This is a genomic window from Luteimonas chenhongjianii (genome assembly GCF_002327105.1).
Taxonomy (GTDB): Bacteria; Pseudomonadota; Gammaproteobacteria; order Xanthomonadales; family Xanthomonadaceae; genus Luteimonas; species Luteimonas chenhongjianii.
This window is the reverse complement of the sequence record NZ_CP023406.1, coordinates 518,776-534,383: the sequence shown is the minus strand read 5'-3', so window position 1 is coordinate 534,383 and position 15,608 is coordinate 518,776. Positions and strand designations below refer to the sequence as shown.

The 15,608-nt window shown below is 68.7% G+C and carries 15 protein-coding genes and 1 pseudogene; 11 read left to right on the top strand and 5 right to left on the bottom strand.

From position 1 onward, the window contains the following. The first annotated feature begins 22 nt into the window (after window positions 1-22). Genes CNR27_RS02475 through CNR27_RS02465 form a run of 3 tightly spaced genes read left to right on the top strand, consistent with a single transcriptional unit; the run spans window position 23 to window position 1,652 of the window. Window positions 23-766 carry a MotA/TolQ/ExbB proton channel family protein gene (locus CNR27_RS02475; RefSeq protein WP_096296786.1) on the top strand — a complete coding sequence of 248 codons (744 nt, stop codon included), beginning with the start codon at window positions 23-25 and terminating at the stop codon, window positions 764-766. Window positions 767-803: 37 nt separating this feature from the next. Next, on the top strand, window positions 804-1,226 hold the full coding sequence (locus tag CNR27_RS02470; RefSeq protein WP_096296785.1) for an ExbD/TolR family protein: 423 nt from the start codon (window positions 804-806) through the stop codon (window positions 1,224-1,226). Between the two features lie 15 nt (window positions 1,227-1,241). Continuing rightward, a complete protein-coding gene (locus tag CNR27_RS02465; protein WP_096296784.1) occupies window positions 1,242-1,652 on the top strand; it encodes an ExbD/TolR family protein in 411 nt (136 codons plus the stop codon). Between the two features lie 276 nt (window positions 1,653-1,928). Here the strand turns inward: CNR27_RS02465 and CNR27_RS02460 are convergent, their stop codons facing one another. From CNR27_RS02460 to cls, 3 genes are all read right to left on the bottom strand, one after another. After that, window positions 1,929-2,678: a pyridoxine 5'-phosphate synthase gene (locus CNR27_RS02460; RefSeq protein ID WP_096296783.1), complete on the bottom strand. Its 750-nt coding sequence runs from the start codon at window positions 2,676-2,678 to the stop codon at window positions 1,929-1,931. Further along, the gene (locus CNR27_RS02455) at window positions 2,675-2,950 is read right to left on the bottom strand and encodes a hypothetical protein (protein ID WP_096296782.1); all 276 of its coding nucleotides are present in this window, start codon (window positions 2,948-2,950) and stop codon (window positions 2,675-2,677) included. The genes CNR27_RS02460 and CNR27_RS02455 overlap by 4 nt, the downstream gene beginning before the upstream one ends. 343 nt (window positions 2,951-3,293) lie before the next feature. Then, complete coding sequence (cls, locus tag CNR27_RS02450) at window positions 3,294-4,736, bottom strand: cardiolipin synthase (RefSeq protein ID WP_096296781.1); 1,443 nt, start codon at window positions 4,734-4,736, stop codon at window positions 3,294-3,296. Between the two features lie 512 nt (window positions 4,737-5,248). On the opposite strand from cls, the gene CNR27_RS02445 reads away from it, so the two are divergent. From CNR27_RS02445 to CNR27_RS02435, 3 genes are all read left to right on the top strand, one after another. Then, window positions 5,249-6,346 (top strand): PA0069 family radical SAM protein, encoded by a 1,098-nt coding sequence (locus CNR27_RS02445; protein ID WP_096296780.1) that lies wholly within the window; start codon window positions 5,249-5,251, stop codon window positions 6,344-6,346. A 98-nt stretch (window positions 6,347-6,444) separates the two neighbouring features. Continuing rightward, window positions 6,445-7,512 carry a sensor histidine kinase gene (locus CNR27_RS02440; protein ID WP_096296779.1) on the top strand — a complete coding sequence of 356 codons (1,068 nt, stop codon included), beginning with the start codon at window positions 6,445-6,447 and terminating at the stop codon, window positions 7,510-7,512. Then, the gene (locus tag CNR27_RS02435; RefSeq protein WP_096296778.1) at window positions 7,509-7,943 is read left to right on the top strand and encodes a response regulator; all 435 of its coding nucleotides are present in this window, start codon (window positions 7,509-7,511) and stop codon (window positions 7,941-7,943) included. The genes CNR27_RS02440 and CNR27_RS02435 overlap by 4 nt, the downstream gene beginning before the upstream one ends. A 396-nt stretch (window positions 7,944-8,339) precedes the next feature. Here the strand turns inward: CNR27_RS02435 and CNR27_RS02430 are convergent, their stop codons facing one another. Both CNR27_RS02430 and CNR27_RS02425 read right to left on the bottom strand, forming a co-directional pair. Then, the gene (locus CNR27_RS02430) at window positions 8,340-9,041 is read right to left on the bottom strand and encodes a 2OG-Fe(II) oxygenase (RefSeq protein ID WP_096296777.1); all 702 of its coding nucleotides are present in this window, start codon (window positions 9,039-9,041) and stop codon (window positions 8,340-8,342) included. Continuing rightward, complete coding sequence (locus CNR27_RS02425; RefSeq protein ID WP_096300190.1) at window positions 9,038-10,066, bottom strand: class 1 fructose-bisphosphatase; 1,029 nt, start codon at window positions 10,064-10,066, stop codon at window positions 9,038-9,040. Before CNR27_RS02425 ends, CNR27_RS02430 begins: the two co-directional genes overlap by 4 nt. A gap of 164 nt (window positions 10,067-10,230) precedes the next feature. On the opposite strand from CNR27_RS02425, the gene CNR27_RS02420 reads away from it, so the two are divergent. The 5 genes and pseudogenes from CNR27_RS02420 to CNR27_RS02400 all read left to right on the top strand — a co-directional run bounded on the left by CNR27_RS02420 (window position 10,231) and on the right by CNR27_RS02400 (window position 15,543). After that, on the top strand, window positions 10,231-11,436 hold the full coding sequence (locus tag CNR27_RS02420; RefSeq protein WP_245815724.1) for an amino acid aminotransferase: 1,206 nt from the start codon (window positions 10,231-10,233) through the stop codon (window positions 11,434-11,436). A gap of 365 nt (window positions 11,437-11,801) precedes the next feature. Further along, a pseudogene (locus tag CNR27_RS15830) lies at window positions 11,802-11,990 on the top strand (sensor histidine kinase); the annotation flags it as partial. Beyond that, complete coding sequence (locus CNR27_RS02410) at window positions 11,987-12,625, top strand: response regulator (RefSeq protein ID WP_096296775.1); 639 nt, start codon at window positions 11,987-11,989, stop codon at window positions 12,623-12,625. The pseudogene CNR27_RS15830 and the gene CNR27_RS02410, both read left to right, overlap by 4 nt. Window positions 12,626-12,955: 330 nt before the next feature. Beyond that, window positions 12,956-13,411 carry an azurin gene (gene azu / locus CNR27_RS02405; protein ID WP_096296774.1) on the top strand — a complete coding sequence of 152 codons (456 nt, stop codon included), beginning with the start codon at window positions 12,956-12,958 and terminating at the stop codon, window positions 13,409-13,411. Further along, on the top strand, window positions 13,411-15,543 hold the full coding sequence (locus CNR27_RS02400) for a TonB-dependent receptor family protein (protein WP_096296773.1): 2,133 nt from the start codon (window positions 13,411-13,413) through the stop codon (window positions 15,541-15,543). Before azu ends, CNR27_RS02400 begins: the two co-directional genes overlap by 1 nt. Window positions 15,544-15,608: the final 65 nt, after the last annotated feature.

The window sequence follows — 15,608 nt, the reverse complement described above, 5'->3', positions numbered from 1 at the left end:
CTACATCTAGAAGGTAAGCGTCATGCTGCAGGAAACCACCAACGCCGCTGTGTCCAACGCTGCAGGTCTGCAGCAGATGGGCTTCGCCGACATGATCGAGCACATGGACGCGGTCAACTGGACCGTGCTCATCGTGCTGATCGTGATGTCCGCGATGTCGATCTTCTGGATCATCTACAACGCCATCAAGGCTGCCCGTCTGCGCGGCAGTACTGACCGCGTGATCAACACGTTCTGGGAAACGCACAACGCCCAGGACGCGATCCGCTTCATGGAAGAGCAGCCCAAGAGCGAGCCCTTCTCGAAGGTCGCCCTCGACGCCGCCCAGGCAGCCGCCCATCACCAGCGTCACGAAGGTTCGCGTCTCGTCGAGTCGCTGAACCGTTCGGAGTTCGTCGACCGCGCCCTGCGCCAGGCCGTGACCCGCGAATCGCTGAAGCTTGAAGATGGTCTGACCGTGCTCGCCACCGTCGGTGCGACCGCGCCGTTCGTGGGTCTGCTCGGTACGGTGTGGGGCATCTACCGCGCCCTGATCCGCATCGGTGCCAGCGGCCAGGCCGACATCGGCGCGGTGGCGGGTCCGGTCGGCGAGGCGCTGATCATGACCGCGATCGGTCTGGGCGTCGCGATCCCGGCGGTGCTGGGCTACAACTTCTTCGTCCGCCTCAACCGCGGCACGAACAACAAGCTCGACACGTTCGCGCACGACCTGCACGACTTCTTCGCCACCGGTTCGCGCGTCGGCGACATGCCGGCCAAGGTCTAAGAAGCGCGCACGTCAGTAGCGACAACGGAGTTCAGATATGGCTTTCAGCTCAGGTGGTGGCAACGACAAGGTCAATGCCACGATCAACATCGTTCCGCTCGTCGACGTCATGCTGGTGCTGCTGATCATCTTCATGGTCACAGCACCGCTGATGGCACACAAAGTGCAGGTCGAGTTGCCGGAAGCCAACCTCGATGAGCGTCCGGAGAATGCGCCCGGCCCGCCGCCACTGACCGTGGCGGTGACCGAGAACGGCGACATCTTCCTCAATGACGAGCCGGTCACGCTCCAGTTGCTGGAGAGTGCTTTCTCGGTCGAGGCACAGAAGACGCCGCAGCCGCCGGTCAACATCCGTGGCGACGCGACGACGAAGTACCGGACGATCAACGACGTGGTCAACACTGCACAGGCCCAGGGCATGCGCAAGGTCGGCTTCATCGCGACGCTCGAAAACAGGTAAACCGGAGCAACACGCATGGCATTTTCATCCGGTGGCGAAGGCCCGATGGCCGACATCAACATCATTCCGCTCTGCGACGTGATGTTGGTGCTGCTGATCATCTTCATGGTGACGGCGCCGAAGGCTTCCTATCCAATCGACATCGATCTTCCACAACGCTCCACGACGCCGCCGGAAAATCCGGTGGAGCCACCGGAGCCGATCCGGCTGCGCATCGATGGCTCTGGCCAGGTCTTCTGGAACGACAGCCCGACGCCAGTCTCGGCACTGCGCAACATGATGGAGTCGGAGGTCCAGCGTGACCCGACCAATCAGCCGACGCTCGAGATCGACACCAATGCCGACGCCGATTACGGCGTGCTGGCGAAGGTGCTGGCTGAAGCGAAGAACGCGCAGATGCAGAAGATCGGATTCGTCAAGCAGTAAGCAGTCACCGCATCAACGTCGGACGAGCCTGCAGCGCGTCCGACGCTTACCGCGAAGTCTTGAGCGCCGCCTTCGGGCGGCGTTTTTTTTTGGTTGCGCCGGTCCCGTCGCTGGCAGCGCAACCCGCCTCCGCCTGGCGGGGCGGGCGTGTGACCACGGCCCGGACCCACGGCCTGTGCCGCAGCCGCAGTCGGGGCCGCCATCGCGGGTGGGTCCTCAGACCATCGTGAAACCGACGCGCGCCCCAGTGGGGATCGGGACTCCGGGCAGCGCCGGCTAGTCGCGATCAACGATCGCGCGGTACCGCCGGACCGTCGTCTCCAGACCGTCGTAGAGGGCCTCACTGATCAGTGCGTGGCCGATCGAGACCTCGTCGATCCTGCCCACGGCGTCGAGGAAAGCAGCCAGGTTGGCCTGGCTGAGGTCGTGGCCGGCGTTGACCCCCAGCCCCGCCGCGCGCGCGCAACCTGCCGTCTCCACGAATGCCGGCAAGGCGCTTGCCGGGCGCCCGGCGTCGAACGCTTCCGCCCACGGGCCGGTATAGAGCTCGATCCGCTCTGCGCCACTGGCCCGCGCCGCGCCGATGTCGGCGCCGGCATCGGCGAACAGGCTCACCCGGCACCCGAGTGCGTGGAAGCGCGCCACCAGAGGCACCAGGGCCGCCTGTTCGCGGGCGAAGTCGAAGCCGTGGTCGGAGGTGAGCTGGGCATCGCCGTCCGGCACAAGGGTCACCTGCGCCGGGCGGGTCTGTTCGCACAACGCCAGCAGACCCGGATAGCCGTCGCGCGGAGGCGCGAAGGGGTTGCCCTCGATATTGAGTTCGACGCCGCGTGCGCTCGTCAGCCGGGCCAGCGCATACACATCGTCGGCGCGGATATGTCGCGCGTCCGGCCGCGGATGGACGGTGATCCCGTGAGCGCCGGCATCCAGACACACGGTAGCTGCGCGGAGCACGTCCGGCTCGCGACCGCCGCGGGAATTGCGCAGCACCGCGATCTTGTTGACGTTGACGCTGAGCCGGGTCACGGACCCGCCGGCGGAGATCGCGTGGACGGGTCCGAGGGCGTGGCGGCGCGACGGGCTTCGGCCTGCTCGCGCAGCCGGCGCAGCTCCATCGGATCGACCATCATCGCCTCGCTCCGGCTCTGGCTTCCGACCCGCTGCGCGAGCAGGCCGAGCACACCGATGACCACGAACACCAGCGACAGCAACAGGGCGATCGCCGCGAGCGGGACCGACGTGGTGGTGAAGGCAATGGCGACCGCACCGAGCGCGAGCAGCAGGAACAACCAGGGCATGGGACGGGCTCCACCTGACGTGTGCGGAGTCTAGCCCAGTCGCCGGTCGGTCGGCTTCGCCAGCCGGGCCGGCATCGACGAACGCGCAAGCGGCGCGACGAACGGCGCAGCGCAGCGTCGCCGGGCGCGCAGGCAAGCCGGAACTACGGGACTGTGCACGTAGCGACTCCCAAGGACCCGCGGCTGCGGATCGTGGCACAGCGGGCGGCCTGCGGTCACCGGACGTGGTTCGGCTGCCGCCGCTGCGAGATGGCGTGCTCCGGCAACCGGCCAGCCGTGCGCCGCAGCGGGTTCGGGCAGCGCCGTGGTGGTTGGCGCACGGATCCGCATCGCGGATTGGCCGCTACAGCAGAGGCGAGCACAGCCGCGCCAGCGCCTCGGGCAGGCGCGCGGTCAGCAGCGGACGCCGTCGGCCCCGCTGGACGCGTGGGGCGTGGGCGAACTCGCTTTCGATGTGCTGGGCGAGCGCCGCGGCTACGCCCGTGTCATCGAACAGCACCGAAACCTCGAAATTGAGCCGGAAGCTGCGATGGTCGAAGTTGGCGCTGCCGATCAGCGCCAGGTGGTCGTCGACCAACAGCGTCTTGCTGTGCAGCAGGCGCGAGCGGTATTCGTAGATCCGCACCCCCGCGAGCAGCAGCTCACCAAAATAGGACCGTGCCGCCAGCGTGACGATCCTCGAGTCGCTGACCTGCGGCACCAGCAGGCGCACGTCGAGTCCGGCCAGCGCGGCCGAGGTCAACGCCATCATCGCCGCCTCGCCGGGCACGAAGTACGGCGTGGTCATCCACACCCGCGTCTTCGCGGAGTGGATCGCGCCGACATGCGCGCGGTGGATCGCTTCCCAGTTGGAGTCCGGCCCCGAAGTCAGGACCTGGGTGCGGATCGGGCCGGCATCGGCCGGTGGCGTCTGGCGTTTGACCTCGGCAAGGAAGTCGCGCTGCCCGGTGGCGTAGGCCCAGTCCTCGGCGAACACCAGCTGCAGCACCCGCACCGACTTGCCGACCAGACGCATGTGCAGGTCACGATAGGCATCGCTACGCAGCCGCTCGTCCTGCTGGTCGGCGATGTTCATGCCGCCGGTATAGCCGATGCGGCCATCGATGATCACGATCTTGCGGTGCGTGCGCAGGTTGGTCCAGGGACGCTGCCAGAAGCGCCCGAACCGCATCGGATGGAACCAGGCGAGTTCCCCGCCGGCCTCGAGCAGCGGCGTGAAGAACCGGCGCGACGCGCTCGAGCCGACGAAGTCCAGCAGCACGCGCACGCGCACGCCGGCGCGCGCGCGCTCGACCAGGGCATCGCGCAAGGCTGCGCCGGTGTGGTCCGGTTCGTAGATGTAGTACTCCAGATGCACGTGGTGCTCGGCGCGGGCGATGTCGGCGAGCAGTGCGGTGTACTTCGCCGCGCCGTCGACCAGCAGCGTCACCTCGGCCGACGAGGTCGCCGGCAGGCCCGTCGTTGCCTGTCCGAGGCGCACCAGTTCCGCGGCCTCGCCCTGCTCCGCCTCGATCTGCGGGCTCTGCATCATGGCGCGGTTGTGGCTGCGACGCAGCCGGTTGCGGCGGATCCGCTGCGGACCGAACACGTGATAGACGAGGAACCCCAGGTACGGCAGCAGCGCCAGGCCCAGCAGCCAGCTCAGGGTCGCGGCGGGCTCACGCTTCTGCAGGACGATCCAGACACCCAGCACCACCAGATACAGCGCCCAGCACGCGACCAGCAGTCCGAGGAGATGGGGATTGGTCGCCACCATGGCCCACAGGCGGAGCAGGAAATCGGGCATCGAACAGCAATCCAGCAGGCAGCGCGATTCGCGCCGCGCACAGGGTAGCGATCCGGGGCGACGACGACATGCGGGGCGATGCCGGGACCTGCGACACCCGGAGGCCCCGGCGCTGCGCAGTCTGCGCCCCAGCATGTGCTCACGGAGCCGGTCGGCGATGACACCAGGCAACGATGCCGGCCGCACTGGGCGACAGGATTGCGGGACCGATGACGACGAACCCGGCTACGGCGTTCGCGTCGGCCGCCTGCACCGGTTGCCCCGGCGGGTGAGGCCGGGCATCGCGGTCTGGCCTGCCCGGTGCCCTCCGCCGCTGGGGTGTCTGTCCTGGAGCTCCCCCGCCGGCTGCGCCCGCCACGAACGGGACCGGGCGCTATGCCGCGCGTGGGGCCAGCCGATCGGGGTGATCGATGCCCGGCGGCCACGACAGGAATTGCCGGACCGGGACAACGCCCGACGACGAAGCCAGCGCGTCTCACAGGCTGCGACAGGCTGCGGCCACACTGGCGACGATGAGCTCGAACGGTGTCCGCCCGCCCACCGCACTGGTCCGCAAGGGTCGTGGCAGCAGCTCGTGGGTCGCCGGCCGCTTCGAGAAGCAGACCGCCGTGGCCGAGGACGATGGCTGGGACGCGTTGCAGGTACTCGAGGACGAAGCCATCTCGCCCCAGACGGTGGTCACCGAGGAGCGCGCGCGCAGCATCGTCAGCCGCAACAGCTCGCCCGACATCGGGTTCTCGCAGTCGGTGAATCCGTACCGCGGATGCGAACACGGCTGCGTCTACTGCTTTGCCAGACCTTCGCACGCATATCTGGACTTGTCGCCGGGCCTGGATTTCGAGACCCGTCTGTTCGCCAAGACCAATGCCGCCGAGCGCCTTCGCGCCGAGTTCGCCCGGCCCGGCTACCAGTGCTCGCCGATCGCGCTGGGCATCAACACCGATTCGTATCAGCCGATCGAACGGCGTTACGGCCTGACCCGGGCACTGATCGAGGTCATGGCCGAAGCCCGCCACCCCTTCAGCCTGGTCACCAAGGGCGCGGGCGTGGTGCGGGATCTCGATCTGCTGGCGCCGCTGGCCGCCGACGGACTGGTGAGCGTGTACTTCTCGGTGACCACGCTCGACAACCGGCTCTCGGCCCGGATGGAGCCCCGCGCGGCGGCCCCGCACGGTCGCCTGCGCGCGATGCGCACCCTGGCCGATGCGGGGGTGCCGGTCGGGGTGATCGTGGCGCCGGTGGTGCCGATGATCACCGACCAGGAACTCGAGGCGATCCTCGAAGCGGCGCGCCAGGCCGGCGCGGCCAGCGCCACGTACGTGCTGCTGCGCCTGCCGCATGAGCTCAAGACGGTCTGGCGCGAGTGGCTGGACCTGCACTATCCCGAGCGCGCCGCGCACGTGATGAGCCTGATGCAGCAGATGCACGGCGGGCGCGACTACGACAGCCGCTTCGGCCATCGCAAACGTGGCGAGGGGCCGTTCGCCGACCTGCTGGCCGCCCGCTTCGCCCGGGCGCGGCGGGCGCTCGGTTTCGGTAACCTGCCTCCGTTGCGCACCGACCGGTTCAGACCGCTGCGGCCGGACTCCCCACAGGGCGAACTGTTCTAGCCACGGCGCTACGGCCAAGGCCCGCATTCACACGCTTCCACTTCGTGTGGACGCGGTAATTTCCTACACTGCGCGGTCTGCGTGAGAGTGCCTGCCCGATGTCCAACGCTGTCCCGCTACGGACCACGCCCGATGTCCCCGTGGACCTGATCGACCAGTTGCCGATCGGTGTCGCCGTGATCGGCGCCGATGGGCATTGGCAGCGCGCCAATCCCGCACTCGGCGCGTTGCTGGGCGTGGATGCCGGAATGCTGGCAGGCCGGGTGGCGCATCACGACCTGCTGCCGGGGCTGTCGGCGCGCATCGACGCGGCCCTGGCTCGATTGCCCGAGGACGCCGACCTCCACGACGTGCCCGTGACCCTGGCGGCCGGAGACAGCGGTCCGCAGCGGCACCTGCGCGCGACCCTGCGGCCGCTCGCCGGGACGGCCGGCGCCCTGCTGCAACTCCATGACGGCAGCGCCCAGCAGGCCCTGGAAGCGCAGCAGGAAACCCTCGCCTTCGGCATCTCGCACGAACTGCGGGCGCCGGTCCGTGCGGTCGAACAGTTCGCGCGCAGGTTGCTGGCCCAGGAGGGAGATCCCGACCGGGGGCGCGAATACCTCAAGCGCATCCAGCACGCGGCCGGGCAGGCCGGCGGGCTGATCGATGCCCTGCTCGAGACCATGCGGGCCTCGCGTCCGTCGCGCCCGCCGACCCCCGTCGACATCGGCATGCTCGGCGAATGGGTCGGCGTGGAGCTGCAGGAGGCCGATCCCGGCCGTCCGTCCGACATCCGCGTCACTCCCGATCTCTGGGCCTGGGGCGACGAACATGCGCTCAAGCAGATGCTCGGCAAGCTGTTGCACAACGCCTGGAAGTTCTCCGCCCACCGCGAGGTGATCCGGATCGAACTCGACGGCACGCGGGTCGGCGATCGCCTGCAGCTGGAGGTTCGCGACCAGGGACGCGGTTTCGACATGCGCTATGCTGAACGTCTGTTCGTTCCGTTCAGGCGCCTGCATGGGGCCGACGACGGTGCGGGGCATGGCCTCGGTCTGGCCATCGCCCAGCAACTCGCACGCGCCCAGGGCGGTCACATCCGCGTGCACTCGACACCGGACGTCGGGACCACCTTCTTCATCGACTTACCGGCGGCGCCGGACGAGGATGCACCAGGCCCATGAGCGAGCACACGATCCTGCTGATCGAGGACAACCCCGACGACGCCGAACTGACCCGTATCGCGTTCTCGGAGGCTGGCATCGACAGCCAGCTGGTCGTGGTCGGCGACGGCGCCGAGGCGCTCGACTACCTGTTCGCCAGGGGGGCCCATGAGGCGCGGAACGCCGCCGATCTGCCCTCGATCGTGCTGCTCGATCTCAACCTGCCCAAGCTCGACGGCCGCGAGGTCCTGCAGGCGCTGCGCGCCAATCCGGCCACGCGCGGGCTGCCGGTGGTGGTGCTGACCACGAGCACCGAGCCCTTCGATGTGGAAGCCAGCTATGCGCTGGGCGTCAACAGCTATATCCGCAAGCCGGTGGATTTCAAGAAGTTCGTCGAGGTGGTCAAGCAGATCGGGCTGTATTGGCTGGTGCTGAATCATCCGCGTGGATAAGCGTCTCGCCTGATCGCTCGGCGTGTTCGGTGGATACGCCGCGTGCCATGGGTGCGCCGAATCCTGGTCGTACGCTCCGCGACTGCAGTCGCCTGCCCTTGGCCGTGCGCGTTAGGTCGACATGCATCGTTTGCCGTTGGCTTTGATGTTGCGATTGCGGTTGCCCTGATCCGGCTTGGCTTTTGACTTCGATCGAGCCGTAAAGCGCAGCCGAGCATCGCAGGGCTGCTCTACGGCCGCGTCAGGCTCCGGTGCTCGGCTCGCTTTACGGCCCGATTGGAGATCCAGGGCCGAAGGCAAAAGCAGGGCAGAGACCAGAAGCGGAGCAACAGCAACAGCGTCCCTCACCCGATGCGCTGCGCGCGCTGACCTTTCCCAAAGGGAGAGGCGCCCGGATCAACCTGCCCCGTACAGCGTCTCCGCCCGCTGGAACAGCACCCAGCTGGTGGCGATGAACTTGTCGCCGCCCTGGGGCCGGTTGCCGCGATGGGTGTGGGTAAACGCGGTCGGGGCGATCAGCAGGTCGCCGGTACGCGGTGCGACCTTGCGCTGCTGGAACAGGAACTCGGTCTCGCCGGCCTCGAAGCCGTCGTTGAGATAGATCGTCCACAGCAGGTGGCGATGCAGGGTCTCGCAGCTGGGGTCGCGGGGATACAGCTCGCAATGCCAGTACGGATAGCCGCCTTCGCCGGCGGCGTACCACTGCAGGTTGATCGCGCCGGGACGCAGGCAGGTCTGCAGCAGGCCGCCGAGCCGCGCTTCGTCCATCGTGGCGAAATCTTCGGCCTCCAGTCGCCGCAGTGCGCCCGAAGTGTCGGGCTGCTGCAGCATCAGCGGCGCGATCAGGGTCTGCGGGAACTTGCGCAGGTAGGCCATCAGGCCGTCATGGACGGCCACATTGAGCTGCTGGACCACGTCGGCCCAGTCGGCGCGGCCGCTGATCGACAGATCGCGGCTGCGTTTGAGGTCGGGATAGATCCCGCCACCAATTTCCCCGGCATGCAGGTCGGCGCTGCCGCGCATCCGCGCGACGATCGCCGCGCAGGCGTCCGGCGACAAGGCGCCCGGCGTGACTTCGATGAAGTCGGCACCGCTCATGCGGCTGCGGTGTCGTGCTGCCGGTGATAACGCGTCGCGGTTTCCACTTCCTCCTTCGAGCCGAGGAACACCGGCACGCGCTGGTGCAGCGATGTGGGGGGGATGTCGAGGATCCTCTCGCGGCCGGTACTCGCCGCGCCGCCGGCCTGCTCGACCAGCATCGCCATCGGATTGGCCTCGTACATCAGCCGCAGCTTGCCGGGCTTGGCCGGGTCCTTGCGGTCCCAGGGATAGATGAAGATGCCGCCACGGGTCAGGATGCGGTGCACGTCGCCGACCATCGCCGCGACCCAGCGCATGTTGAAGTCCTGGCCACGCGGGCCGTCCTTGCCGGCCAGCAGGTCGGCCACGTAGGCCTGGGTCGGCGCTTCCCAGTGGCGCTGGTTGGACATGTTGATCGCGAATTCGCGGGTCTGCTCGGGGATGCGCATGTGCGGGCCGGTCAGTACGAACGACCCCTGCTCGCGGTCGAGGGTGAAGCCATGCGTGCCGTGACCGATGGTCAGCACCAGCATCGTGCTGGGGCCGTAGAGGCAGTAGCCGGCGGCCACCTGGGTGCTGCCGGCCTGCAGGAAATCGTGGTCTTCGGCTGCGCTCACGCCTTCCGGGCAGCGCAGCACCGAGAAGATCGTGCCGACGCTGGCATTGATGTCGATGTTGGAGCTGCCGTCGAGCGGGTCGAACACCAGCAGGTAGTTGCCGCGCGGGAAGGCATCGGGGATCTGCTGGGAGTGTTCCATCTCCTCCGATGCGCACGCCGCCAGATGCCCGCCCCAGGCGTTGGCCTCGAGCAGGATCTCGTTGCTGATCACGTCGAGCTTCTTCTGCGCCTCGCCCTGGATATTGATGCTGCCGTCCGCGCCGCCCGCCTCGCCGAGCACGTCGCCCAGGGCGCCCTTGCCGACCGCCACCGAGATGCGCTTGCAGGCACGTGCGACGACCTCCAGCAGCAGGCGCAGGTCCGGGGTCACGTGGCCGAGGCGCTGTTCCTCGATCAGATGGCGGGTCAGGGAAATGCTGGGCATGCGCGGACGGTCCATGGCGGCGAAGAGGGCTGCATTGTCGCCCCAAAGGCCGTAGCTGTCCCCCCGGTGAATCGCGCGCGATGGCCGCGCCCGGTATTCTGGCCGGGTCGGCCGCGCGCGCGCGCCGCCCGATGCTCCCCTCTATCGTGCAAGGCTGCCTTTCCGTGTCCTCTTTTTTCGCGAACGTCGAACTCGTTCCAGGTGATCCCATCCTCGGCCTGACCGAGGCCTACAACGCCGATGCGCGCGCCACCAAGGTCAATCTCGGCGTTGGCATCTACTACGACGAAGCCGGCCGCATTCCGGTGCTCGACGCGGTCCGCGAGGTCGAACAGCGCCTGGCCGCCGAGGCCAAGCCGCGCGGCTACCTGCCGATCGATGGCCTGCCCGACTACACCCGCGCCACCCGCGAGCTGCTGTTCGGCGCAGAGTCGCCGCTGCTGGCCGCCGGTCGCGTCGCGACGACCCAGACCATCGGTGGCAGCGGCGCGCTGCGCACCGGCGCCGAGCTGCTGCGCAAGACGCTGCCCCACGCGACCATCGCGATCAGTAATCCCAGCTGGGAGAACCACCGCGCGGTGTTCGGCGCCGTGGGGTTCGACGTCGTCGACTACACCTATTTCGATCCGGCTACGCACGGCGTCGACTTCGCCGGCATGCTCGCCGACCTGCGCAGCCTCGAGCCCGGCACCGTCGTGCTGCTGCATGCGTGCTGCCACAATCCCACCGGTGCCGACCTCACCGATGCGCAGTGGCGGCAGGTCATCGAGGTGCTGGCCGAGCGGGATCTGTTCCCCTTCATCGACATGGCCTACCAGGGCTTCGACCGCGGCATCGACGAGGACGCCGCGGCCGTGCGCCTGATGGCGGAATCGGGGATCAGCGAGTTCGTCGTCGCCAGTTCGTATTCGAAGTCCTTCTCGCTGTACGGCGAGCGCGTGGGTGCGCTGACCGTGGTCTCGGCGACGGCCGAACAGAGCCGCGCGGTGCAATCGCAGATCAAGCGTCTCGTGCGTGCCAACCATTCCAGCCCCTCCAACCATGGCGCGGCGCTGGTTGCCGGCGTGTTGGGCAGTGCCGAACTGCGCGCGCGCTGGGAAGCCGAACTGGGCCAGATGCGCGAGCGCATCCACGCGCTGCGTGCCGGGCTGGTCGAGCAGCTCGCCGAACACGGCGCGCCGGAGTTCGCCTTTATCCAGGATCAGGCCGGCATGTTCTCGTACTCGGGCCTGAGCCGCGCCCAGGTCGAGCGCCTGCGCGACGAGTTCGGCATCTACGCTGTCGGCACCGGCCGCATCTGCGTGGCCGCGCTGAGCCTGGGGAATCTGGGCTACGTGGCCAAGGCGGTCGCGGCGGTCAGCCGCGGCTGATTGCAGTGGCACCCTTCCCGCTGGCGGGAAGGGTGACCGCGGCTTCGCGGGACGTTCGGTCCCGGCCGCACCACGCGTCCACTCGATCCAACCGCCGGAAGCGCATGTCGATTGCGTGGAACGCATACGCGTGGGCAGGGTCCTGCTCGCGCCGTGTTCGAGGATTCGCTGCGCTTTCGTATCCGACGCAATCGCATCTCATGGCATGTCCGGGCACCCGCAAGACAGCCCGGTTGCTGCGTTGTTCCGTGTGGCCGCGCGCCAGCGCGCGTCCCGGCGATGCCAGCAGTACACCCGGCGCGACGAACTGCACCGTAATCCGCGCGCTGCGTCTGATCGTGATGGGGATCGCCTGCACGCTCGACGTCGCGCTGCATCGCGATGGCGATCGCCTGCGCGTGACCATCGAGGACGACGGCCGGGTACGCGAGGGCTGGCGCGAAGGCAACGGCATCGCCGGCATGCGCGAGCGCCTCGCAGCGCTGCAGGGCAGGTTGCAGCTCGCGCGCACGCCCCGGGGCGCGATGCGCATCGATGCGGAACTGCCCGCGTGAGCGCGGGGCCCGTCCGTATCGCGCTCGCCGACGACCGGGCGCTGGTCCGCGCCGGCCTGCGCGCTCTGCTCGAACGACACGGCATCGTGATCGTATTCGAGGCCGATTCGGGTACGACATTGCTCGAGCAGCTCGCGTCGCACCGGGTCGATGTGGTGCTCAGCGACATCCGCATGCCCGGCCTCGACGGAATCGAAGCATTGGCCGCACTGCGCGCCCGCGGCGACACGACACCGGTGCTGCCGCTGACCACGTTCGACGACAGCGACCTGCTGCTGCGTGCGACCGATGCTGGCGCGCAGGGCTTCCTGCTCAAGGACGCAGCGCCAGAAGACCTGCGGGATGCGATCGCACGCGTCGCGGCAGGCGAAACCCTGCTGCAGCCGGTCAGCACCGAGCCGGTCCGGGCCCGCTACCGCTTCCACGACGAGCACGCACCGCGCGAGACGTTCACCGAGCGCGAGGTGGCAATCCTGCGCCTGCTTGCCGGTGGTTACTCCAACAAGGAAGTCGCCCGCAGCCTGTTTCTCGCCGAGGGCACGGTAAAGAACTACGTGTCGGGGATTCTGGAGAAGCTCGGCACGCGCGATCGCACGCGAGCCGTGTTGAAGGCGATCACCCTGCAGGTGATCTGAACTCGCCGTGCTGCGGTGGACCCCTGGCTCGCCCACCCGGCGCGAGGAACGGATGCGGCCGCCAACAGGCGCAGGCCGGGCACCCGGTGTTCGCGGTGATTCTCCCGAGCGTTCGAGCCGAGATGTCGATGGCCGCGGCCGATCGGACAGGTGCCCGCCGGAAGTCGCCGGGGCAATCGGGATCCGGTGCTGCGCTCGACCAGCAGACGCGTCCGGCAGCAACCATCGGATCGTTCCTGCGACATTCCGTCCCGGGTCATTCACGCCGGCCTTTGCGACAATACGCGGCGTGATGTGTCGCATCACAACCCGCTTTCCCCCGGAGATGTCATGCCGAACCGCGCCTTGCGCGGCGCGCTTGCGCTGCTGCTGCTGTTGCCCGCCACCGGCGCCCTCGCCCGTACCTGCGATCTGTCGATCGGCAGCGACGATGCGATGCGTTTCGACACGTCCGAGCTGCGCGTCGCCGACGACTGCACCCAGGTGCGACTGACCCTGCGTCACACCGGCCGGCAGAAGGCGGCGGCGATGGGCCACAACTGGGTGCTGACCCGCACCGCCGACTATCGCCCGGTCGCGATTGCCGGTGGTCGCGGCAGCCTGGCCCACAGCTATCTGCCACCGGGCGACGGGCGCGTCATCGCGCACACCCGTGTCATCGGCGGCGGCGAATCGACGACGGTCACTTTCCCCACCGCCGGCCTGACCCGCGGCGGCGACTACACCTTCTTCTGTTCCTTCCCGGGCCACTGGAATGTGATGCGCGGCAAGCTGGTGTTCGGTTGATGGGTGTGGCCCCCCCTGCGCTTGCGTCGGCGCTGTCGCTGATCCTGCTGTCGCCCGGGTTCGCCCGTGCCCAGGCGACGACCGCTGCCCCCGTCACGCTCGATCGCGTGCGCGTGGATGCGACGCGTCTTCGCGGCGTCAGCGATTTCGACACGCCGGCCTCGGTCGACGCGATCCGGCTCGACGACGCCGACAGCAGTCGCGCCGGCACCGTCGCGTCGGAACCGCTGGCAGGCGTCCCGGGCCTGCTCGCCCGCGACCGGCAGAACCATGCGCAGGACACGCAGCTTTCGATCCGCGGCTTTGGTGCGCGCTCCACTTTCGGCGTGCGCGGCGTACGCCTGTTCGCCGATGGCATTCCGGCGTCGATGCCCGACGGCCAGGGCCAGCTCTCGCATTTCAGCCTGGTCGGCGGCGATCGTATCGAGATCATGCGCGGACCGTTCTCGGCGTTGTACGGCAATTCCTCGGGCGGCGTCGTGCAGTTGTGGAGCGCCGATGGCGCGCCGGGTGATCCGTGGCGGCTCAAGGCCAGCCATGGGCGCGACGACACCACCAGCCTGTCGGCGCAACTGCTCGGCGGGTCGGAGACGCTCGGCTACAACCTCGCGCTGTCGCGCTTCGACACCGATGGCTGGCGCGACCACAGCGCTGCGCGCCGCGATTCGGCCAACGCGAAGCTGCGCCTGGATTTCGGTGACCGGCGCCGGCTGGACGTGGTTGCCAACCATGTGGACATCGACGCCCAGGATCCGCTTGGCCTGACCGCCGCGCAGGTCCGCGAGAACCCGCGCCAGGTCGCAGATGTCGCGCGCCAGTTCGATACGCGCAAGACCGTGCGCCAGACCCAGGTCGGCGCGGTTTACGAGCATGGGATCGGCGAGGCGCACACGCTGCGCGCGATGGCTTACGGCGGCGAGCGCGCTGTGGTGCAGTACCTGCCCATTCCCGCCTCGGCGCAGGCCAATCCACTGAACTCCGGTGGCGTGATCGATCTCGACAACCGCTACGGTGGGCTCGACCTGCGCTGGAGCTGGGAAGGTGCGCTGGCCGGGCGTCCGCTGGAGCTCACGGTCGGCGCGAACGGCGACCGCCAGCGCCAGCACCGCCAGGGCTTCGAGAACTTCATCGGCGAGACGCTCGGCGTGCGCGGCCGGCTGCGGCGCGACGAGCGCAATACGGTCGAGAACCTGGACCAGTTCGCGCAGGCCTACTGGGCATTCGCGCCGCGCTGGTCGCTGCTCGCCGGCGTGCGCCACAGCGAGGTCGAATTCACCTCACGCGATGCCTTTGTGACCGCGACCAATCCCGACGACAGCGGCCGCGTCACGTTCCGGCAGACGTCGCCGGTCGCAGGTGTCACGTTCGCGCCCGACGACGATCTGCGCGTGTACCTGTCGGCGGGTCGCGGTTTCGAGACGCCGACCTTCAACGAGCTCGGCTACCGCGCCGACGGCGGCGCCGGCTTCGCATTCGATCTGGCGCCGGCGGTCAGCGACAACCTCGAACTCGGCGCCAAGTGGCGTGCGGATTCGGGCGCGACCGTCAATGCCGCCCTGTTCCGCGCCGACACCGATGACGAACTCGCCGTCGCCCGCAACGTCGGCGGCCGCAGCAGCTTCCAGAACATCGGCCGCGCGCGCCGCCAGGGCGCGGAGCTCTCGCTGCGCCAGCCCCTGGGCGAGGCGTTCGACCTCAGCGTCGCGGCGACCTGGCTCGATGCGACCTTCCGCGATGCCTACCTGGTCTGTACCGGTGCGGGTTGCACCGTCCCGTCCACGCCGGTCGCTGCGGGTGCGCGCATTCCCGGCGTGCCTGCGCGGCATATGTACGCGCGACTCGACTGGGCAGGCGGGCCGTGGAGCGCTGCGATCGAGGGCGTGGGCGTGGGGGATGTCGTCGTCGACGATCTGGCGACCGGCCGCGCGGCGGGCTACGCGCTCGTACATCTCGAAGGCGCCCGTCGCTGGCGCTTCGATGCCGGCACGCTGCGCACCTTCGTGCGCGTCGACAACCTGCTCGACCACGCCCATGTGGGCTCGGTGATCGTCAACGAAGGCAATGGCCGCTTCTACGAACCGGGACCGGGGCGAGGCGTCATGGTGGGCGCGCAGTGGAGCTGGAATCGCTGAGGCGACCGGATCGCTGCCCGCTGTCCAGCTGCGGACAGCGACCGCCTGATGCGCTGGATCCCGCG